19 protein-coding genes are annotated in these 20839 nt (G+C 53.9%); 8 read left to right on the top strand and 11 right to left on the bottom strand.

Going from position 1 to position 20839, the window contains the following annotated elements; all coding sequences use genetic code 11:
• Positions 1-3 precede the first annotated feature (3 nt).
• Together F1728_RS13995 and F1728_RS13990 are read left to right on the top strand one after the other, a co-directional pair.
• A complete protein-coding gene (locus F1728_RS13995; protein ID WP_145035297.1) occupies positions 4-363 on the top strand; it encodes a DUF721 domain-containing protein in 360 nt (119 codons plus the stop codon).
• Positions 364-458: 95 nt separating this feature from the next.
• Positions 459-2948 carry a DNA gyrase subunit B gene (locus F1728_RS13990; protein ID WP_155364631.1) on the top strand — a complete coding sequence of 830 codons (2490 nt, stop codon included), beginning with the start codon at positions 459-461 and terminating at the stop codon, positions 2946-2948.
• A gap of 24 nt (positions 2949-2972) precedes the next feature.
• Here F1728_RS13990 and hpt read toward each other — a convergent pair whose 3' ends face one another.
• From hpt to F1728_RS13945, 9 genes are all read right to left on the bottom strand, one after another.
• Positions 2973-3494: a hypoxanthine phosphoribosyltransferase gene (gene hpt / locus F1728_RS13985; RefSeq protein ID WP_155364630.1), complete on the bottom strand. Its 522-nt coding sequence runs from the start codon at positions 3492-3494 to the stop codon at positions 2973-2975.
• Between the two features lie 15 nt (positions 3495-3509).
• Positions 3510-4580 (bottom strand): tRNA pseudouridine(13) synthase TruD, encoded by a 1071-nt coding sequence (gene truD, locus F1728_RS13980; protein ID WP_155364629.1) that lies wholly within the window; start codon positions 4578-4580, stop codon positions 3510-3512.
• Between the two features lie 13 nt (positions 4581-4593).
• Positions 4594-6270: a hypothetical protein gene (locus F1728_RS13975; protein WP_155364628.1), complete on the bottom strand. Its 1677-nt coding sequence runs from the start codon at positions 6268-6270 to the stop codon at positions 4594-4596.
• A gap of 147 nt (positions 6271-6417) precedes the next feature.
• Complete coding sequence (locus F1728_RS13970; protein WP_155364627.1) at positions 6418-7044, bottom strand: LutC/YkgG family protein; 627 nt, start codon at positions 7042-7044, stop codon at positions 6418-6420.
• On the bottom strand, positions 7031-8401 hold the full coding sequence (locus F1728_RS13965) for a LutB/LldF family L-lactate oxidation iron-sulfur protein (protein ID WP_145179612.1): 1371 nt from the start codon (positions 8399-8401) through the stop codon (positions 7031-7033). The genes F1728_RS13970 and F1728_RS13965 overlap by 14 nt, the downstream gene beginning before the upstream one ends.
• Position 8402: 1 nt before the next feature.
• Positions 8403-9149 (bottom strand): (Fe-S)-binding protein, encoded by a 747-nt coding sequence (locus tag F1728_RS13960; RefSeq protein WP_155364626.1) that lies wholly within the window; start codon positions 9147-9149, stop codon positions 8403-8405.
• Between the two features lie 209 nt (positions 9150-9358).
• Entirely contained in the window at positions 9359-10135 is a 777-nt protein-coding gene (locus F1728_RS13955) for an aldo/keto reductase (RefSeq protein ID WP_155364625.1), read from the bottom strand.
• Positions 10136-10154: 19 nt separating this feature from the next.
• Positions 10155-11402, bottom strand: a complete 1248-nt coding sequence (locus F1728_RS13950) for an FAD-dependent oxidoreductase (protein ID WP_155364624.1) — start codon at positions 11400-11402, stop codon at positions 10155-10157.
• Positions 11403-11573: 171 nt separating this feature from the next.
• Entirely contained in the window at positions 11574-12053 is a 480-nt protein-coding gene (locus tag F1728_RS13945) for a RidA family protein (RefSeq protein WP_155364623.1), read from the bottom strand.
• A gap of 311 nt (positions 12054-12364) precedes the next feature.
• Here F1728_RS13945 and floA point away from each other — a divergent pair, with 311 nt between their 5' ends.
• The 5 genes from floA (at position 12365) to F1728_RS32205 (ending at position 16943) form a co-directional block, all read left to right on the top strand.
• Positions 12365-13300 (top strand): flotillin-like protein FloA, encoded by a 936-nt coding sequence (gene floA / locus F1728_RS13940; protein ID WP_145179620.1) that lies wholly within the window; start codon positions 12365-12367, stop codon positions 13298-13300.
• A 211-nt stretch (positions 13301-13511) separates the two neighbouring features.
• Positions 13512-13769: a hypothetical protein gene (locus F1728_RS13935; protein WP_145035323.1), complete on the top strand. Its 258-nt coding sequence runs from the start codon at positions 13512-13514 to the stop codon at positions 13767-13769.
• A gap of 139 nt (positions 13770-13908) precedes the next feature.
• Entirely contained in the window at positions 13909-14955 is a 1047-nt protein-coding gene (locus F1728_RS13930) for a 3-oxoacyl-ACP synthase III (RefSeq protein ID WP_155364622.1), read from the top strand.
• A 343-nt stretch (positions 14956-15298) separates the two neighbouring features.
• A complete protein-coding gene (locus tag F1728_RS32210; RefSeq protein ID WP_194242816.1) occupies positions 15299-16639 on the top strand; it encodes an alginate export family protein in 1341 nt (446 codons plus the stop codon).
• Complete coding sequence (locus tag F1728_RS32205) at positions 16539-16943, top strand: alginate export family protein (protein ID WP_261344553.1); 405 nt, start codon at positions 16539-16541, stop codon at positions 16941-16943. Before F1728_RS32210 ends, F1728_RS32205 begins: the two co-directional genes overlap by 101 nt.
• Positions 16944-17258: 315 nt before the next feature.
• Here F1728_RS32205 and F1728_RS13915 read toward each other — a convergent pair whose 3' ends face one another.
• Together F1728_RS13915 and F1728_RS13910 are read right to left on the bottom strand one after the other, a co-directional pair.
• Positions 17259-18182, bottom strand: a complete 924-nt coding sequence (locus F1728_RS13915) for a hypothetical protein (protein WP_155364619.1) — start codon at positions 18180-18182, stop codon at positions 17259-17261.
• A gap of 164 nt (positions 18183-18346) precedes the next feature.
• Complete coding sequence (locus tag F1728_RS13910) at positions 18347-19249, bottom strand: prolyl oligopeptidase family serine peptidase (RefSeq protein WP_155364618.1); 903 nt, start codon at positions 19247-19249, stop codon at positions 18347-18349.
• 188 nt (positions 19250-19437) lie between these two features.
• On the opposite strand from F1728_RS13910, the gene F1728_RS13905 reads away from it, so the two are divergent.
• Complete coding sequence (locus tag F1728_RS13905; RefSeq protein WP_155364617.1) at positions 19438-20802, top strand: DUF1501 domain-containing protein; 1365 nt, start codon at positions 19438-19440, stop codon at positions 20800-20802.
• The last annotated feature ends 37 nt before the right edge of the window (positions 20803-20839 follow it).

Here is a 20839-nt window from a genome sequence, read left to right as displayed (position 1 = left end):
TTCATGTCAGAGAAATACGAATTCAAGACCTGCCGCGCGATTCCGGCCGCGACACCTGTCTCCCAGGTGCTCTCGGAACTGATTGCGATGAAAGGGCTGGCTCGGGTTCAGGGAGATCAGCGACTGAAACAGGCCTGGCAACAGGTGGCCGGCGAAAAGATTGCCAGCCAGACCACGATCCTGGGGATCAAGAACCGGATCGTGCAGATCGGTGTCGACAATTCAGCTCTGTTGAATGAGTTGAATTCGTTTCACAAGATGTCGCTGCTGCAGAAGCTGCAGAAAGAGTATGGAAAACAGAATGTCCGCGACATGCGGTTCCGATTGAAATCGAAAACAAATCAGGACAGCAGGCAGGGGTAAAATGGAATGGGAAATTTCTGTTTGCCGTCCGTCACTAATCAGCGATCGTTATCCTAACGGGTAACGATTCAGGAATTCACGGGAGTGAAATTAGAGTGAGCGATCAACAAGAGAGTCAGGCAGATCTGAAAAAAGCGGGCTATGATGAATCGAATATTCGAGCCCTGGAAGGTGTAGAAGGGATTCGCACCCGCCCCGCGATGTACATCGGCGATACCACGCTGCGGGGTCTGCATCACCTGGTTTATGAAATCGTGGATAACTCCATCGACGAATGTGTGAACGGTTACGCCTCCGTGATCAATGTTAAAATCAACGCGGATGGCAGCGTGAGCTGCAGCGACGATGGTCGAGGAATTCCCGTCGGGGCAATGCCCGATATGAACAACCGGCCGGCTCTGGAAGTAGTGCTGACCGAAATTCACGCCGGGGGTAAGTTCGACCGCGAAGGGGGTTATAAAACCGGAACCGGTGGTCTGCACGGCGTCGGGATTACCGCGGTGAATGCGCTCAGTGAATGGCTCGAAGCGGAAGTCCGCCGGGAAGGTCACGTCTGGACCATGGACTTCGCTGCAGGGCTCGTGAAAACACCGCTGCAGAAGCTGGCCAAAACCGAAAAGAGCGGAACGAAGATTACCTTCAAACCCGATGGTACGATCTTCCCCGATACGAAGTTCATCTACGACACGCTGACCAAGCGACTCCAGGAACTGGCGTTTCTGAATGCGGGTGTGAAAATCCGGATCATCGACGAACGTTCGGGACAGACGGATGAATTCCACTACGAAGACGGGCTGGTCGAATTCGTCCGCTATCTGAACCGGACGGAGAATGTGCTCTATGAGGAAATCATTTCGATCCAGGGAGAGATGGAAGGGGTGCAGGTCGACATCTCTGTCCAGCACAACGATGGCTCTACCGAAAATGTCCGCTGCTTTGCCAACAACATTTTCAACATCGAAGGGGGAACGCACTTCTCCGGTTTCCGTGGTGCTCTGACCCGTTCGATCAACGCGTACGGTAAGAAAGCCAACCTGTTCAAGGACTTCACACCCAGTGGTGATGACTTCCGCGAAGGGTTGACCGCAGTGATTACCGTGCGTGTGCCCGATCCCCAGTTCGAAGGGCAGACCAAAACCAAGCTGGGTAACAGCGAAGTCGAAGGGATTGTGCAGACGGTTGTCAACGAGAAGCTGATGAAGTTCTTCGAAGAGAACCCCTCGGTTGCCAAGAAGATCGCTCAGAAAGGTCTGCTGGCAGCAGAAGCCCGCGAAGCCGCCAAGAAGGCCCGCGAAATGGTACGGCGTAAAGGTGCGCTGACGACCGGCGGCCTGCCTGAAAAACTTCGCGACTGCCGCAGTCGTGAGCTGGACATCACCGAACTGTACCTGGTCGAAGGGGATTCGGCCGGTGGTTCTGCGGATACCGGTCGCGATTCGAACATTCAGGCGATTCTCCCGCTGCGTGGTAAGATCCTGAACGTGGAAAAAGCCCAGCTGGTCAAAGTGCTGGATAACGCGGAAATTTCCAACATCTTCAAAGCCGTGGGTGTTCCCCCGGGAGCTGAGTTTGATGATGTGACCAAACGTCGTTACGGTAAGATCATTCTGATGACCGACGCCGACGTCGACGGTAGCCACATTCGTACGCTGCTGCTGACCTTCTTCTTCCGCCACATGCGGGAACTGGTGAACCATGGCTGTGTCTATGTTGCTCAGCCTCCGTTGTACCGCGTCGAACAGGGTAAAAAACGGCGCTACGTACAGACCCAGGAAGAGATGATGAACGAGCTGGTAGAACTGGCTCTGGGCGATGCGAACCTGACCTGTGAAGACGGCACCGTATTCGAAACGGAAATGCTCGATAAGCTGGTCAAGCTGGTGGGCGAACTCGAAGAGCCATTGGGAACACTGGACCGCCGCGGGATTGACCTGAAATTCCTGGCTCAGAATCACGCCACTGACGAGGGACTGCTGCCTCAATACCGAATCTTTCTGGGTAAGGAACAGTTCTGGTTCACTTCGCAGGATGATATGAAAGAATTCCTGAAAGAGGAAGAACAGAAGCGGGGCGAAGAACTGCGGATTGCCGATGAAAACGGTGATTCCTCATCCGATTCCGAAGAGGATGAAGAAGACTTCGGCAAAGATGATGGGTTGCAGGTCACGGACATTCACGAGATCCGCTCGATCAATGAGTACCTGAAACAGCTCAAGGGTTACGGTATCGCATTGAAGGATTTCTATTCGCCCGGCAACCGGAACGGGGAGCCGATCTTCCCGTTTACGATTCACAGCGGCAACAGCAACGTCAAGCTCAGCAGTCTGCGTCAGCTGCTTCCCTCGCTGCGTGATCTGGGTGAAAAAGGCCTGAAACTGACCCGCTTCAAAGGACTGGGCGAAATGAACTCAGAAGAGTTGTGGGACACCAGCATGGATCCCGAGAACCGGGTTCTGTTGCAGGTCGGTATGGAAGATGCCGCTGCCGCCGATGAGATCTTCCGCGTCCTGATGGGTGACGTGGTGGAACCCCGCCGCGAGTTCATCGAGAAGCATGCTTTGGATGTGAAGAACCTCGATATTTAATCATCGAGGTCTTCAGCTGGCGAATCAGACGAGATCGGAGCCTTCCAGGGAAGCAATGAACGGAAGGTGCCGATACTCGTTGTTGAAGTCCAGACCATAGCCGACGACGAAGTGATCGGGAATTTTGAAGCAGTGATAGTCCGGTCCGAAATCGACTTCAGTGGCTTCCTCTTTCCAGAGCAGGACTGCGGTTTTCAGTGAGCGTGGTTCCTGTTCGCTGATCTGTGCCATGACCTTCTGCATGGTTTTCCCGGTATCGAAAATATCGTCGACCAGCAGGACATCACGTTCGCTGAGGTCGGGCAGATAATCCAGATTGACGAATAGCTCACCAGGTTTGGTTGATTTGCCGCGATAGCTGGATGCCTGGAGCAGTCCGACCTGATGCGGTACATCGATGGCACGAATCAGGTCTGCCAGCAGAACCAGGCTGCCGGCGAGGATGCCGATAATCGTTAAGGGGCGGCCCTGGTATTCCTGGGCCAGTTCGCGTCCGAGCGCGATTACCCGTGAGTTGATTTCGTTCTGGTCGATAAGAACTTTCACAGCGACATCCTTTCGTTAACTTGTCTCGGTCGTATCCCCGGCGAGTTCCGTTTTCATGAACTCCCTGAGCAGCATGGTCGCATACACGCCGGAGGGGAGCGTGAACTCGAAGCGTACCCCATTCTCAGTTGGTTCCAGCTGGAGTGCTTCCGGCCGGATCAGGTAGGGGCGCCTGGTTCCCGCGGTCAGTTTTTTATAGCGGTTAAACAGATCGGGCTCCAGTCCAAAGTCGTTTAGGACCTGCTGTTCCTGTGCGGATGTTTCCTGAGTCGGCTGTTTCATTTTTGGACCGAACAGGGGGCCGGTAATCATGGTTTCTCCCTGATCGAATCGTTGCTGTTCGGCGGTGACATCTTCAACGACGAACAGTCCCCCCGACGCACAGACCTGCATGACATCTCCCATTTGAACGCTCTGCTGCTGACCGGCGAGAATCCGGTTGGCGAGCGCGCGATTGAACAGCGCCGATTGCACAGCCGAGAGAGCCAGCCGCTTGAGGGCTTTATTTCGCATGTATTTTCCCGGGACCCGCTTTCCCTGGAGCAGTTTGAGCCCCATGTCGAAGGTCTCGTTGTCGTGACCCATCCGCTGGGCACCGTAGTAATTCGGAAAACCGGTCTGGGCGATCTGTTCCTGAATCGCTTGCGCTTTGTCGAAGGCGTCGTCTTCCGTATCGCGGACGATAATCGAGAAGCGATTCCCTTTGAGGTGCCCGGTTTTGAGTTTGTTCTCGTGTCGGGTTGCTTTGAGAATCTGGATACCGGTGAATTCGAAGGTTTCAACCAGCGGTTCACACTCGGCGGGGACAGACACATATTGACGTGTGACTGCAAAGCGGTCTTTGAGTCCGGCGACGCCGATATCGCGTGGATTGATCTGCAGTATGCGGGCCAGGTTCTTCACCAGGTAGGGGGCGGAGACGTCCCGTTTCTCAATCCAGAGGAACAGGTGTTCGCCGGCTCCCGTGGGTTCGTAGACGGGAATTTCGTCGACGACGAAGTCCTCGGGGGTCTGTTTCAGCTGGCCGCCGATCCCCGGTAAGTCTGGTGTCAGAAAAGGGAGTGTTTCGATTTCGGACTCAGACATACGGGGAATTCTACTATCTATTGGCTATCGCGAGGGAAAACAGCCGAATGAACCCTTCACCCAGTTCGAGGTTCAGGCTGAACTGACTGGCGGTGATTTTAGGAGAAAAGGTTACCAGATCGCCACCGGTAGCGAAGGCGACTTTCGCGGATTCCACAAATTCCGGATCCTTATTCTTCTGACTGGCCAGGGGGAGAATCGAGGCGAACTTCAAAGAGAACAGGAAGGGGGAGCCGGGTTTTGTCTGTTTACCCTGTTTGGCTGCTGCGGAGATCGAGGCGGAGAGCAGTTCCAGGCTCGATGGTTCGCCCATCGCGACCCAGCACTCTGTATCACTGCAGCCGAGGAAAATGACGGGGTTTTCCCCGAAGATATCCCGGGCGTTGTTTTTCACGTTATCGGGAGAGATCTGATGAATGACGACACCTTCGACCTCCGCCACATTGGCTTTGATGCCTTTGGTATCTTCTGCCTGGGAGATCAGATCGAAGAATTCCTGCAGGCCTTCGCGGAACGAAGCCGCCTCCTGGAGTTTCAAAGCGCCAATCAATGCCAGTTTCTCGTCGCCGTTCTGAACCAGTTTAATGTGGGCATCGAGTTTACCGGACTTGACCGTTGATTCTGCCGACTTGAAGACTTTTGCAGCTGGTCCCGGGTTGGCTTCGCTGCCGAAAAACACGGGAGGCACATTGGATTTCGACTGTTCGATGACGTCGAGCAGCATCTTCTGTTCAATGTCTTTGTGCAGGGGAACGATCGTGTATCCCAGCACATCGGAGTCGGTGGCATTCAGGTAGGAGTACTGGCTGGCTTTCTGAGAGAGTGCTTCCAGCTGTTTTGTTAAATCGGTTCCCGGTTTGGCATCGATACCGAAATGCAGCAGGATCTGTTTTTTCTCCCGGGAGAGTTCGTAACCAAAGGTCAACGCGGCGCCCTCTTTGGCAATTGTCTGGAACTGCTTGAAGATCATCATGGTTGTGGCTTTGCGGCTTTCGAACTGGAGGTCCGTTTCGCTCTCTTTCTTCTGCAGTTGATCGTCGATGCGGGCACTGGCCAGGTCGACAGCCATCATTCGCATTGGCTCGGGAACATTCTTCAGCAGCAGAGATGCTGCGATGTCGTACTTTTCTGCCAGCGGTTTGGTGAATTCGTCGGGGTTGTAAAAGTCGCGGTCGAGGGCTTCGCTTTTGATCTGCACGAAGGCGTAGTCATGGGCCATTTTCAGGTGCAGGGAGAATTGTGGCAGGGCGACCGTGTAACGGTTCTCCTGATCGGGAACCGGGTTGAGGAAAATGCCGACTTCTTCGAGTGTCGTTTTCAGAGCATCCAGGTCTTTGATGGGGATAAAGCCGACGACTTCGGGTTGTGGCGAGATGCCTTCTTTCAGAAAGACAAAGGCGCCCAGTGGTCTGGTTTTATCGATGCCCTCCAGGTTGCGATACTGGGCCAGGAAGCCTTTGATCATCGCGGGATACTCGGGTTTGTCGATGGTGGAGAACATATAGTCGACGTCATCCAGGACCCGGTCGATGCTGGCGATCGAGGCCACGGCGATGGGCTGGTTCCAGTCGATCTTGTCTTTGCGGGGTTCGTCCGATTTGGGTTGCGCCAGGGCCAGGGTGCTGATGGCCAGAAAGGAGAGGGTCAGAGTCACGCGTTGAAAGAGTGAAGTTCTCGACAATGTCTGCACTGAGGAACCCCTTCATATCAAAGAAGAATCGACGGATAGATGACAATGAGAATACGTGACGAACTGGAGCTCAAGCGAGAACCGGAGCGTCTGTATCAGTGTACCTGTCTGAGCGGAAACGGGTTACAAGATTTTTGGAATTTCCCGTCAGTTCGTCTGAAATGCGTCTTCGACGAGGAAGACGATCAGGGAGCGTGCGCCATGGGCTCCGATCACCAGTGACTGTTCGATGTCGGCCGTTTTGGATGGGCCGGACATGAAGGTTCCAAAGCTGTTCTCCGCAAAAGCGAGTCGTTCGTAAGCTTCGGCCATGTTGTTGATCACTGCGGAAGCAGGCACGAGCAGGGCGACGTGCTGTGCGAGAAAGTAGAGCACACGCGCTGGTCCGCCGTCGTTGGTAATCCAGACGGCACCGTTTTCTGCGACAGCGAATTCGCCGGGAAGAATGGCAAAATCGATGTCTTCGAAATCGTGGGGGTCGGTGATTTCGGGGATCGAAACATTCGGATTGCCGCATTCGGAGATCTGCGAACAGACTTTTTTGGCATCGGTGAACGCAGGCATTTCTGCGAGTTTCTGAGTCGCTTCGGCAACGTCTTTGACCTCCAGGCAGATCCCACCAACGCCGGAAAGAACCTCGGTGAACTGCGCCGTCGGATCGGGATACTGAATCCACCGCTGTTTGAGTTCGGGAGCTTCCAGGTTGGGGAGTTCGACGGGAGGGACCGACTGCTTCCGGAGCTTGCTGAGAATGTCGTCTTTACTTTTTGTCATGATTCTCTTTCATCCATTCCCGGAAACTCTGTTTGGGGAATTCGGGCAGCTCCCGCTGTTTTCCCCAGTCGTTCAGGCGATTATACAGCAGGAAGCGGGGTAGTTTTGGTACGATCCAGCGTGCCAGCTTACCGGACAGTTTATAGAGCTTCGGTGCCTGCATCATCCAGGACATCATTTTCATGGAGATCCGTTTGGAGAAGGGGAGAAAGCCCTTGATGCGAATTTCTTTCCGCCAGGTGAGCAGTTGATGATGCAGATCGATTTTGACCGGACAGACGTCGGTGCAGGATCCACACAGACTGCAGGCGAAGGGCAGCGAAGAGTTCTCCTTTGGATCACGGGCCGGTCCGAGTATCGAACCGATGGGTCCGGGAACCGTATTGCTGTAACTGTATCCGCCACTGCGTCGGTAGACGGGGCAGGTATTCATACAGGCGGCACAGCGAATGCAGTTCAGCGAGCGACGGAATTCATCGCTGCCGGATATTTCACTGCGACCATTGTCCAGGAGAACAATGTGCATTTCCTGTCCGGGGGCCGGTCCATGGAAGTGCGAGGAATAGGTGGTAATCGGCTGTCCGGTCGCCGAGCGGGCCAGCAGCCGGAGGAAGACGCTCAGATCGCCGGCACGGGGAATCAGTTTTTCGATGCCCATGCAGGCGATGTGCAATTTATTGAGCGAGGTTCCGAGGTCGGCGTTACCTTCATTCGTGCAGACAACAAATCCGCCGGTCTCCGCGATCGCGAAGTTGACCCCGGTAATACCTGCTTCGGCCTGGATGAACTTCTGCCGGAGATGCTGGCGGGCGGCTTCGGTCAGGTACTGGGGATCGGTGGCCCCTTTTTCGGTGCCCAGTTTTTCGTGGAACAGCTCGCCGATCTCTTCCTTCTTGATGTGAATCGCGGGCATGACGATGTGACTGGGAGGCATGTTCTGCATCTGGACGATGCGTTCGCCGAGGTCGGTGTCGATGATCTCAATTCCATGCCGTTCGAGGTAAGGGTTGAGATGACATTCTTCGGTGAGCATCGACTTACTTTTGACTACGCGGCTCACGTTGTGCTGTTTCAGAATGCCATGGACGATTTCGTTATGCTCGGTCGCGTTACGGGCCCAATGGACGTGCACGCCGCGGGCAGTCGCGTTGCGTTCGAATTCTTCGAGCAGGTTTGGCAGATCGGAAACCGTGTGCTGTTTGATCTGTGAAGCCTGTTCGCGGAGCAGTTCCCATTCGGGGAGCTGGTTGACGGCTTTGTCCCGCTTGGAGCGAACGAACCAGAGCGACTGATCATGCCAGTGCGCACGGTCTTTGTTCTCGATGAATTCTGCTGCTAATTGGGGATGTGAAGGCATGTTATAAACACTCAGCAAAAATTTCGGAGATGTGCATCACCCGGATCGGTTTCTTCTGCCGACGGATGATGCCATTCAGATGCATCAGGCAGGACATATCCAAAGCGGTGAGGACTTCGGTGCCCGCCTGCTCGTGATCGTGGACGCGGTCTTCGCCCATCATGCAGGAGACCGCTTCTTCCGCCACGGAGAACGTTCCCCCGAAGCCGCAGCATTCGTCGGGCCGCTGCAGCTGCGTGATTTCGACCCCTTCGATGCTTTCGAGCAGAGCCCGGGCGTTTCCAAAGGGTTCGCCCACGATTTCGCTGGAACTGGCCAGGCGGAGTTCTCTTAAACCGTGACAGCTCTGATGCAGGCCGACCTTGTGAGGGAAGCGACCCGCGAACTGTTTTACTCCCAGTGCGGTGGTCAGGTAGTCTGTGAACTCATAGGTTTTACCTTTGAGGTTTTCGTAGTCGGCATCGTTCTGGAAATATTCGTCGTAGTGATGCGTGACCATCGAGACACAACTTCCCGAGGGGCAGACGACGGCGTCGTATGCTTTGAAAATCTCGACGAAGCGTTTTGCCAGCGGTCCGACTTCATTCGTACAGCCGGTGTTGGCCATCGGTTGACCGCAGCAGGTCTGGCTTTCGGGATAGTCGACTTCGACCCCGAAATGCTCGAGGATTTTCAGAGTGGCAATCCCCACCTGCGGGAACAGCTGATCAACATAACAGGGGATAAACAGGCCAACTTTGGGCGGCATGGCAGGAAACTCATCAGGGGTTTCGAAGGGTTCTCAATACAATCTCTTTTATAGCCCTCCGGGTCATGAATGCCAAGCCGACCACGAGTTGAGAATGCGGACGTTCAGCGAGAAATCACGGTCAATGCAATCAGAAGCCAAGGAATCGCGCAATATTAAATCTTCCTGCGTAATTCCCGCGTCCCCTTTTCATAGAGGATTAAGCGTACTTACGCAGCTGGTCGCAGAGAAACCGCACCCGCGGTTTGCCAGTTATTTTTGATGTGTGCGAGATTCAAGCCACCCACAACGAGATTACTGACTCCCGGATTTTCCAGAACAAACGCAATCGCTTCCGCGGGGGGGAGATGTCCGGAAGCGAGCCCTTTTTTGACCAGAATGCCGACACCCTGGTCCGCAGCACGTTGAATCAGTTCTGCGTGGGAAGGATCTTCGAGGTGATATTCGACCATCAAGAGATCAGCCCACTTCAGAGCTGCAGTGCCACCTGCCACGGTTTTTCCTGAGAGACCGATCCAGCGAATCTTGCCCGCCTGTTGAAACGACTGCAGGACCTCGACGGCATCGCTCTCGTTAAGAATTTTCTGATCGTCTCCGTTGGAGTGAATCAGGACCATGTCGAGCACATCGGTCTTGAGGCGTTGCAGACTCCGTTCCAGGCTGGCGGTCAGACTCGCGCGAGAATAGTCGTAGTTTGATTGTCCGTTTTCGAAGGTCTCACCGATTTTGGTCGACAGCAGAAACTCAGCGCGGCGGTGTGACAGAAAGCGGCCGATACGTTCCTCGCTGATGCCATACGCGGGTGCCGTATCGATGTGATTGATACCCAGATCGAGAATCGAGTTGAGTAGCGTTTCGGTGGTGTCGTCAGCGGGCAGGTCGTAAGCCTGACTGTATTTGATCTGCTGATTGCGGCCGATTTTGAACGCACCAAAGCCAAGAGCACTGATGGAAGCACCCGTATTTCCCAGGGGACGATATTGCATGCGGATAAGTCTTTCTGCTTCAGGCGGCGGTGTTACGTGCGTCGTTCTCTTCCAGCGTCAGCCACTCCGATGCTGTCTCCCAGGGAGGCAGCGCGACTGTGGGGCGGGCTAATTTCTGGAGTGCCGTGAGATCGGAGTTCTCGCCAGACGCAGGCGAGATTCCCTGTTTCTTGAGGCAGTCGAACACATCTTCTGCCAGCTGTGGTGCCAAAGCCAGTTTGGTAGGCCAGGCGGTGATCAGATTCCCTTCAACAACCAGTTGAGGTGTTTCGGGTCGCAGGCCTGACTTCGTGGCTCCTTCGGCGCGATCAACCTGGTACGAAGTCCATTCCAGGCCAGCGACGTTGATCCCGGGCATGACAGCCTTTAGCTCCCGGGCAGCGTGAGCGACGAGTTCCTGTCGTGACTGACCTACGCCCTGTTCGGCGATTTGTCCTCCCAGTTGCCAGACCGTGCGTCCCTGAGAGTCGGTATCCGAAGTGATCGTCACCCGCGTTTTAGCGCCGTCGACACAGTGCCCGTTGAACGGTGGCAGTTTACCCCGCACGAGAACCATGTGCAGGGGGCGTCGTTGCATGAAGGGGGCGGTCTGAGAAACGGCATCCGGGCGTGCCTGGGTGCGAAGCGATTCGTTACCGCTGCCGGCAGTCAGCAGAACAGAACGAGGGTTGATCGTAAGTGGATCGCCCTCGGTGGTCTGCAGTTGAATTGCGGTGATGTTTCCGTGTGTGTCTGTTTGAAAGGTCAGCTGTGCGGGATCATATTTAAAAATCTGGTCGGCGTGCGTTTGTGCCAGATTGCTGATCAGGCTGAAGGGGGAGATCACCTGTTCTTCCATGACGCCGATGGAACCGGGGCAGCCGGCGAGGACCGATGGTGTTTCGTCAGCGGTCAGACTTCGAGGTGCGACGCGGAGACCCATTTTGGCACCGAACATTCCCAGCCGTGAGGAGAGGGATTCGGTTCGCCAGAGATAACAGTGGGGTGAGCGGACTTCGGTCTGCGAGAGATCGGGGGTCTGTTCGCCGGTGAGGGATTTCCGCCAGATCAGTGGCATCTCGCGAATTCCGCGTGCGGATCCGGTCATCATGCCCTGCAGCGTGTATTTCAATCCGCCGTGAATGATGCCCTGGGAGGCAATGGTCTGGCCGCTGCCCAGTTCGAAGGCTTCGAGCAGAAGACACCGGTATCCCCGCCGCGTGGCTTCGCTCAGGGTCCAGAGGCCGGCAATGCCTCCTCCGAAGATAATCAGATCTGCCGCAGGCACGATGAGAATCCTTTCTCACAGTGAGAAGGTGTCCCTTCCCGTAAAACGTCAATTTGAACGGAGTTGAAGCTGTTTTTAATCATTTTACCCCGATTCGGGAAGGTGAATCGGGGTAAAATGCGTGTTCAGAATATCAGTTTCAGAGAAAAAGGAGCGTTCGGAGCATCCAGATTAGATGGAGGGCCGGGCTTCTTTCTTGAGCAGCACGATGGCTTCGACTTCGACAGAGATATTTCCGGGCAGTGAACCCATGCCGACGGCACTGCGGGCGGCGCGACCATTTTCGCCGAAAATCTGCACCATCAGATCGCTGAAGCCGTTGATGACCTGCGGATGATGTTTGAAATCGGGGGCGGCATTGACCATGCCGAGCACTTTGACGAAGCGATCGATGCGATTCAGGTCACCCAGGTACTGTTTGAGGGTCGCCAGCATGGTCAGACCAACAGCGCGGGCTGCTTCAACACCCTGTTCTTCGGTGATTTCTTCACCAACCCGTCCTTTGTGCATAGAGCCATCCGTTTTGACGGGGCCATGACCGGAGATATACAGCATGTCTTCCACCTGGACGACGGGGTTATAGATTCCACCTGGTTTGGGGGCTTCAGGGAGTTCCAGATTCAGTTCCTGAATTTTTGCCTCGATGCTCATTTTCGGTTCCTGTGTTTAAAAAGTTCGATTCGATCGGAAAGTGTCATTTCAGGCAGCCGATTCCCGGGCGGGCGAGGGGTGCCGACTCCATTCCAGAATAAAACGAGCCCTGCTGATTTCCAATCGCCCGACGAAAACTCTTTTCAAAAACAGAATGATCCGGGAGAAGTCCAATTCCGTATCCAATACGGGTAGGTGTGGAAAAATAGAAAAAGCGTGCAAAAATCCTTTCGGAACTGACTATCAGACCGTTATGATACGCGGGAGAGAGACCTCTCGAAATCAACTACTTGCAGGGAGTTAAGCAGACTATGGATAATCTTTGGCAAATCGCGGGATTTCTGCTCGGGGGATTTTGTATCATCCTGGGCATCGTCTTTCTGGCGTTGTTCGCCCGGTATTTCAAGCTCTGGATCCAGGCCTTCTTTTCCCGTGCGAAGATCGGCCCGTTAGCTCTGGTCTTCATGTCGCTCCGGAAGGTAAAACCTTCGGTGATCGTGGACACCAAAATCATGGCGGTCCAGGCGGGGCTGACAGATATTCCCACGCAGTCCTATGAAGCCCATTACCTGGCGGGGGGCAATGTGCATCGTGTGGTGCATGCCCTGATTGTTGCACACCGGGCCCGGATCGAACTCGACTGGGATACCGCCTGTGCGATCGACCTGGCAGGACGAAACATCATCAGCGCGGTGGAAACCAGCGTGGATCCCAAAGTCATCGACTGTCCCGATCCAAAGAAGAGTGGTCGGCCGACTCTGGATGGCGTCGCGAAAGACGGCATTCAGCTGAAAGCCCGTGCTCGCGTCACGGTGCGAACCAACCTGAACCAGCTGGTGGGAGGCGCTACGGAAGATACGGTTATCGCTCGTGTCGGCGAGGGGATCGTCTCCGCCATCGGTTCCTGTGAAAGTCATAAAGAAGTTCTGGCGAATCCGTCCGTGATTGCCCGCAACGTGCTGGACCGGGGCCTGGATTCCCAGACTGCGTTTTCGATTGTTTCAATTGATATCGCCGACATTGATGTGGGCGAGAATATTGGCGCCCGCCTGCGGGCAGACCAGGCAGAAGCGGACGTACGAATTGCCCAGGCCCGGGCAGAAGAACGCCGTGCTGAGGCGGTTGCCTCCGAACAGGAGATGGTAGCCCGAACTCAGGAAAACCAGGCGAAAGTCGTCCTGGCGGAAGCAGAAGTACCTCTGGCGATGGCCGAAGCCTTCTCACATGGTAATTTACGGGCAGTTTGACTGATGTAATGATCAGTAAATAAGACGTTGTCGATCAATACAATCAGTCCGGCTGTAAGGGATTCAACAGCACCAGAAATGGTTTCAAAGCGGACTTGATTGAGAGGTCGATGAATTAAAGCAGCCAGACAGGATGTGTTTTTGTAAAAACTGGTTGAAATTTAGTCTGGTGATTGACTAATATGGTGTCAGTAACAGCAGCAGGAGGTTGTTGTGGACTGAATTCTCCGGATCACCTCGAGAGAGTTTTTGTTTACCTATGGCAGAAATCGCAAATATCAATATTACGGAAAAACAACTGGACCTCCTTTTGTCAGGTTTGCGCTACGTTAAAAGTGCGGAAAAGCTGCGAGTGGAAGATCCCACACCTGAATACGTCCGTAGCCGGACCGAGAAGCTGGAAGAAATTACCGCTCTCGAAAAGACTCTGAATTCTTCACCGCGCCAGGAAAGTGCTGCTCAGGTTTGAGAATTACCAGCGCTTAGGTTGAGTTTAGTTCCCAGATTCAATTCAATAGGACGGTTCGCGTTGCGCGCATTGGCCCAGTCCCGCCGCGCAGCGTACCGTGTTTGTTATGATCTGATGAGATGGGAATATTTTACCTCCTATGCGTTATGAGCATGTCTGCGTCGAAGCTGTCAGTTGTACGCTTCCCCCCCACGTTGTCACTTCGGATGAACTCGAAGCGCGTCTGGCCCCGGTTTACGATCGATTAGGTCTGCCTGCAGGCCGACTTGAGCTGATGACGGGTATCCAGGAACGCCGCTTTTTTGATCCCGGAACGCTCCCCGGTTCGATCAGTGCGCAGACCGTAAATCAAATGCTCGACGAAAGTGGATTCGACCGCAAACATATCGGCGGCCTGATTCATGGCTCCGTCTGTCGCGATCAGCTGGAACCGGCGACCGCCAGTGGTGTGCATCATGCCACACAACTTCCCCAGAGCTCCCTCGTTCTGGACGTCAGTAATGCCTGCCTGGGTCTGTTAAACGGTATGGTTTTCCTGGCCAATATGATCGAAATGGGTCAGATTCGTGCCGGGATTGTGGTGGGAACCGAAGTCGGACGCGATCTGGTGGAAGGGACCATCGATGATCTGCTGGAAGACAGCACGTTGACCCGCAAATCAATCAAAAATCATTTCGCCTCCCTGACGATTGGCAGTGGTTCTGCAGCGATCCTGCTTTGTGACCGTAAGTTAAGTAAAACCGGTCATCGTCTGCTGGGGGGGAGTTTCCAGACTGACACGTCCAGCCACGAGCTCTGTGCCGGGGGTGTCGAAGCCCAGAAGCACGGCGATCACCGTCCGCGGATGCAGACCGATTCCGAATCCCTGCTGGTAGCAGGAGTTAACCTGGCGATTCCGACCTGGGAAGCGACCAAAACCACGCTGGGTTGGGAAAACGAGGATGTGAACCAGGTGTTCACACATCAGGTCGGTAAAGCCCACCGGAAACTGCTGCTGGACAAGCTGGGCCTCGATCCCGCTTTGGATTACCCGACTGTTGAACGGCTGGGTAACACTGGAGCCGCAGCCCTCCCCATGGCATGGGCGCTCGGGATTCAGGATCAGATTCTGCAGGACGACGCCAAAATTGCCCTGCTGGGAATCGGCAGTGGTCTGAATTCTCTCATGCTGGGTGTCCAGTGGTAAGACTCGCGTCTCCGCGCGAATAATTCAGTCTTCTTTCCGAATCCGGAATCCCGGTTGTCTGTAGCGGTTGTATTGCCTGGCGGGATTTTTGGTGATTTACCGTTCCGGGGGATCGTGCCTGCCCTGAGTCCGTTTGGACACTAAGTTCCGGTTATTACTGAAAATCGGAACGCTCGGCATGTCTGGATTACCTGATATGTTCCGATGTTTGCCAGTAGCTAAGTCAGCTACCGGTCTTGACGTACAAGATCGAAGCTCGCGGTACATGAAGTTCTTCCGGGGCTGGTTTTTATTCAGCGCGCTCTCAGTCACTTTCAGGGATGTCACAGACAGGATCCGCCAGATGCGTTTACGCTCTCTCTTATCAGTTGGTTGTGTACTCTCCTCTTTGACGGCTGCCGAACTCAAAGCGGAAAATCTGGGATCCATTGTTCCCCCCGCGCCTGCAGCACAGTCTGAGACTGCAGGTGAAGAGGCTCAACTGACACCCGTCGCGGAAGTGTTTCAGCCTGGCGCAGACCCAATTGAGTCAGAACAGAATCCGCAACCGGAGACCCTGAATGAAACTGAGGAGTCGGAAGACCAGATCATCTTCGACGATCCCTCACCGGTAAAACCGCCCGCCGATCCGTATAAGCCTCTGTTCTACGACAATACGTTTGGCAGCTACCTCAGTAATCCCAACCATCCCTGGCTGTTGGGAGAGCGGTTGAAGGAGATGCCGCTGGGCGATGAATGTTCGCCTTACACTCTGTCGGTGGGTGGCGAACTACGGCACCGCTGGATGCACGAACAAAACCGACTGCGTCCCGGCGGACCCATCAATACCGATTATAATCTGTGGCGCTGGCGTCAGTATTTCGATCTGCATATCAGCGATTTTGTCCGCGTCTATTTTGAAGGCATTGATGCTTCGATCTTCGATAACGATCTGCCTCCTACGCCGATTGATATTAACCGCTGGAATGTGCAGAACGCGTTTGTTGATGTCAAACTGCATGAATGGGATGGGGCGCCTGGCTGGTTCCGCTATGGTCGACAGGAAATGTTGTACGGTTCACAGCACCTGATCTCACCACTGGACTGGTCGAATACCCGCCGGAACTTTGAAGGCTTCAAATACTTTCACCATACCGATTCGGTACACTTCGATGCCTTCATCACCAACCCCGTTAACGCAGCAGCCGGTAATCGACCGCTTTCCCGTTATGATAACGGCCGGGATAAGCCGGATACCTCGGTGACGTTCAGCGGTATCTACATGACATTTCTGGACGCAGGTCCTGAGCTGATCGACCTGTATTATCTCTGGCTGCGTGATGAAACCAACACGCCGAACCGTCCCGATGGTTCACGTCATACCCTGGGGGGACGTTATAAAAACTCCTGGGAAGTTCAGAACGAATGCTGCCAGGTTACCCGCATCTGGGACTTTGAAACCGAAGGTGCTTATCAGTTCGGGAATGATGACAGCAAGCGTGTATCGGCAGGGTTCTGGACCGCCGTACTGGGTCACACCTGGACCACGGTTCCCTGGCAGCCCCGTTTGAGTGGTCTGTTCTACTACGGTTCAGGGAACCACGATCCCAACGGAAGCACGAACAATACGTTCAACACGCTCTACCCGCTCGGCCACGCCTACTGGGGGGATCATCGACAACCTGTCCGGTCAGAACCTGTTTGACTGGAGTCTGCAACTGAATGCGAAGCCGGCGAAGAAGGTAAGCCTGGTCAGTGCGTTCCACTGGTTCGAAAAGGCCACCAGCAACGACTACCTGTATAACGTCGCCGGTGCCCCGGTGGGAACGCTGGGAGGCAGCCGCGACATCGGACAGGAACTTGACCTGATCGCCATCTACAAGTTCAACCCGAACTTCAATATTCAGGCCGGCTACTCCTGGTTCTGGTATGGCGACTTCGTCGGGACCAACATTCCGCCACGGAATACCGCAACTCAGTTCTACGTGCAGACGACGCTGCGGTTCTGATTCCGTAACGAGATCAGCTCAGCATTCCGCCGGGTGGTTGGTAGATGCCCGTATCTCACACTGTCGGGCAAGACGACAGATGGCACACAAAACTGTTTCCAGATGGAATATTTTTATTTCAAACGAGCAATCTCCGGGTGGTCCCGAATGTAATTCGGGATTGCCGCAGGCAACAGGAAACTGACAGGTCAAACGCGCGAAGTGATATTGCTCATTGCGATTTTAGTTTGTGATGAGAGAAGAGCAAAGACAGACGTGTTCTCGAATGAAGGCAACACAGTCAGTTTCCTGCTCGCTGCGCTCAGCTCGTTCTATTTATTCATATTTGGACATTTGATAGTTGCAATATCCACAATATTGAGAACCATCTAATTCTTCTACAGGAATTCTTGTACCACAACGTTCGCAGTCCGGTTGTTGACTATCACCACAGCATCCACAAATCATCTCATCGGTAGAAAAAGCAAACTCTCCGCAATTTGGACAATTGATAACTGTAGGATCATTTTCATCACCAATTGTGCTTGTGATCCATGAGCCTTTCTCAGCAATTCTGACAATCAAATCTTCACGATTCCAAGATTTACTACATGCTCGACATTCTCCTGAGCTATATTCAGTAATGCATATCAGATCTGAACCGCAGTTGTCACAAGAAAAGGTATCTACAAATTCACAAATGAAATTAGATGATGTTTCAAGATTAGCATGTGAGTGAATACATCTCTCCTTCTCTTTGTCATAAACAGCTTTGACTTCAATAAAAACATTCCATGTGTCCTGTGAAAAGTGAGACTTTGCATCAAGGCCTAAATGTTTCTCTAAAAAATCTGAAGCAAGAACAAATGACTTTACAATTGCTTCTTCGATAGTATGCTTGTTTGCAGTTGTATAGTAATGTTCGATTTCATTCCTGATCGAGTTGATAGAATCAAAATTAGTCCAGTCAACGAGAATATTTAAATCTTTAAATCGATTTTTGATGGATTGGAAGTCAACGGTTTTTTTGCCTCGACCTTTCCAAATTATCTTGTTTCCATCAAATGCTGGTCGGACATGTTGTTTAAGTAATACATCGTCAGTTCCTTCAGGGGATAACCGAGATAATTTTTCTTTGAAAAGTAGCAAAACACCGGCATGTACATTTCTAATAGCTGACTTAAGGCGGGAATCAGTACCTACTCCGTAGTCTTCAATTCCACACTCCATTGCTTGAATTGCATTGTGTAAAATACTCATCTAATTATCCTGGTTAGGTCTGATATACGTGATCAATGACACAATTCAGTTAGACATCTCTCAACAAGATGAACGTCCTAAAAATATAATTGGTTGAAATCATATCGACGTTTTTTTATGACAATCATTCTGCAGAAAAGGTTCCCTTCAAATATTGGAAATAATTACTGCAACTGCCCGTCAATCCAGTCGGCCATTTTGGCGACTTCTTCGTGGATGGTGGGCCAGGGGTGGCCGCCTCCCTGTTTGACGATCAGCGTGACGGGGACGTTCGCTTTTTCCAGTGCTGCGACCATGGTGCGTGACTGTTGGATGGGAACGGTGAAGTCGGCGGTGCCGTGAATCAGCAGGAACGGAGGCAGGCCGGGCTGAACCAGGCGGGCGGGGGAGAACGAGGTGCGGAGCTCGTCCAGCTTCTGTTCGTCGATGGTCTCCGCTCCTTTGGGGGTGATCAGTTGGCGGATGGCTTGCGAGAGGCGATCGCTGCCGGTGATGTCGAGTTTCAGACCGCCGTAATTCATCAGGTCGGTGGGGGGAAAGAAGACGGCGACGGCTTTGACGCGGGTTTTGGCAGTGGGCTCGGCAGCGGAGACGGCCGCCATGCAGGCGAGGTGGCCACCCGCGGAAGCACCCAGCAGGGCCAGGCGATCCGGGTCGATCTTATATTCGCCGGCATGGGCTTTGACCCAGAGGATGCCGCGGTTCACATTCTCGAGCATTTCGGGTCCGTTGAATTTGTCGATGGATCCAGGTCGGATGGCGAAAATGGTGTAGCCACGACTACAGAAGATGTCGAACATCTGCGCCCGCTCGTGATCGCGGAGTTTGCCCCGGTCTGAGTGATACGCGCCGGAAACCACATCGACAATCGCCAGGCCGTTGGACTTGCCGGTGGGGGTGAAGATATCCATCAACAGTCCCACGCCGTGCAATTCCGCGTAGACGACATTTTTCTGTTGCTGATAGAGTGCCACGGGCTTTTCAGCAGCGTTAACCGGTTTGCTGACAGGGACTAAGAGCAGTAAAGCACAGAGAGACAGAGTTCGCACGCTGGAAACCATCGACATAAAATCGGACCTGATCGCGGAATTGATAAATAAAAAGAACCGTTTCACGAATCTTACCAGACAGGGGCAGTGTTTCGAAACAAAAAAACGAACCGGGGGGCTGCCGGTTCTTACCGGAAAAGTCTCGCATTTGTTTCAGAAAAACGGCTAAAATGAAGTGGAACACGAAATTATCAGAGGTTGCGCGCATGACAGGTAAAGACAGACAGCGATTCGGCAGCATCTCCCGGCGCGATTTCATGCGTCTCTCGGCCCTGGGTGTGCTGGGGACCGGAATGTCCGGCTGGATGAGACGGTTGGCAGCAGAGACGGCGCAGAATCCGCAGCGCAAACGTTCGTGTATTCTGCTCTGGATGTCGGGCGGGCCCAGTCAGTGTGATACTTTCGATCTGAAGCCGGACCATGAGAACGGCGGTCCGTTCAAACCGATCGACACTTCTGTCCCCGGGATTCAGATTTCGGAGCATCTGCCTCAGCTGGCGAAGGCGATGCAGCACCTGGTTCCGATTCGCTCCATGAGTACCAAAGAGGGCGATCATTCGCGGGCGACATATTTATTACGCACCGGTTATCTACCCTCGGGTCCGCTGAGTTATCCGGCCATCGGTTCGCTGTTGAGTAAAGAGCTGGGGCGTGATGAATCCGAGCTGCCGAACTTTGTGAGTATCGCCCCGAACAAAACGTTGAGCCCCAACGCGTACGGACCCGGTTTTCTCGGGCCCCAGTATGCGCCGCTGGTCGTCGGTGAAGGGGCGGGCTTCGTGCAGAACGATGAGATGAATCTGGATGCGGCTCTGAAAGTGAAAAATCTGGAACTGCCGCAGGGAATCAACCGGAAGCAGGCGGATGCCCGGCTCTCGATTCTCAAAGACCTGGAAGACGACTTTCAGGCAACCCACCCGGGAGTGCCGACCAGCAGTCATCGGAGTGCGTATGCCGCGGCAGTGCGAATGATGCGTTCCAAGGCGATCGAAGCGTTTCAACTGGACCAGGAGCCGGACGCGTTGCGGGACGCCTACGGTCGGAACCGGTTTGGCCAGGGATGTCTGCTCGCCCGGCGGCTCGTCGAACAGGGAGTTCCCTTTGTCGAGGTTTCGCTCAACGGGGTGCAGGGTTCGAACGCGTTCGGCTGGGACACGCATCAGGATAATTTCGAAGCCGTCAAGAGTCTGAGCGAAGTGCTCGACCCGGGCTGGGGAACGTTAATGAGTGACCTGGAACAACGGGGGCTCTTGGATTCGACGCTGGTAGTGTGGATGGGTGAATTCGGTCGTACGCCGAAGATTAACCAGAACACGGGTCGCGATCATTTTCCCGCAGCCTGGTCGACAGTGATCGGCGGTGGTGGGATTCGCGGCGGACAGGTGGTCGGCAAGACCAGCGAGGATGGGATGAAAGTGACCGATCAGCCAGTCACTGTTCCCGATCTGATGGCCACGATCTGTAAAGCACTGGGCCTCGATCCGGAGAAGCAGAACATGTCGAACATCGGCCGCCCGATTCCATTGGCTGACCATGGGGCAACGCCGATTGGTTCGATTTTGCGGGGGTGAGCTTGTTAGACATTGGTTCGATGCTCTGTTGTGGAAT

Origin of the sequence: Gimesia benthica (assembly GCF_009720525.1) — a bacterium.
Classification (GTDB): Bacteria; Planctomycetota; Planctomycetia; order Planctomycetales; family Planctomycetaceae; genus Gimesia; species Gimesia benthica.
The sequence above is the reverse complement of the archived record's forward strand: the minus strand, read 5'-3'. Positions and strand labels throughout refer to the sequence as shown.

Coding starts and splice junctions, on each gene's coding strand:
- F1728_RS13995 (WP_145035297.1), top strand. CDS start 4: ATGTCAGAGAAATACGAATTCAAGACCTGCCGCGCGATTCCGGCCGCG.
- truD (WP_155364629.1), bottom strand. CDS start 4,580: ATGTCTGAGTCCGAAATCGAAACACTCCCTTTTCTGACACCAGACTTA.
- F1728_RS13970 (WP_155364627.1), bottom strand. CDS start 7,044: ATGACAAAAAGTAAAGACGACATTCTCAGCAAGCTCCGGAAGCAGTCG.
- F1728_RS13965 (WP_145179612.1), bottom strand. CDS start 8,401: ATGCCTTCACATCCCCAATTAGCAGCAGAATTCATCGAGAACAAAGAC.
- F1728_RS13960 (WP_155364626.1), bottom strand. CDS start 9,149: ATGCCGCCCAAAGTTGGCCTGTTTATCCCCTGTTATGTTGATCAGCTG.
- F1728_RS13955 (WP_155364625.1), bottom strand. CDS start 10,135: ATGCAATATCGTCCCCTGGGAAATACGGGTGCTTCCATCAGTGCTCTT.
- F1728_RS13945 (WP_155364623.1), bottom strand. CDS start 12,053: ATGAGCATCGAGGCAAAAATTCAGGAACTGAATCTGGAACTCCCTGAA.
- floA (WP_145179620.1), top strand. CDS start 12,365: ATGGATAATCTTTGGCAAATCGCGGGATTTCTGCTCGGGGGATTTTGT.
- F1728_RS13930 (WP_155364622.1), top strand. CDS start 13,909: ATGCGTTATGAGCATGTCTGCGTCGAAGCTGTCAGTTGTACGCTTCCC.
- F1728_RS32210 (WP_194242816.1), top strand. CDS start 15,299: ATGCGTTTACGCTCTCTCTTATCAGTTGGTTGTGTACTCTCCTCTTTG.
- F1728_RS13915 (WP_155364619.1), bottom strand. CDS start 18,182: ATGAGTATTTTACACAATGCAATTCAAGCAATGGAGTGTGGAATTGAA.
- F1728_RS13910 (WP_155364618.1), bottom strand. CDS start 19,249: ATGTCGATGGTTTCCAGCGTGCGAACTCTGTCTCTCTGTGCTTTACTG.
- F1728_RS13905 (WP_155364617.1), top strand. CDS start 19,438: ATGACAGGTAAAGACAGACAGCGATTCGGCAGCATCTCCCGGCGCGAT.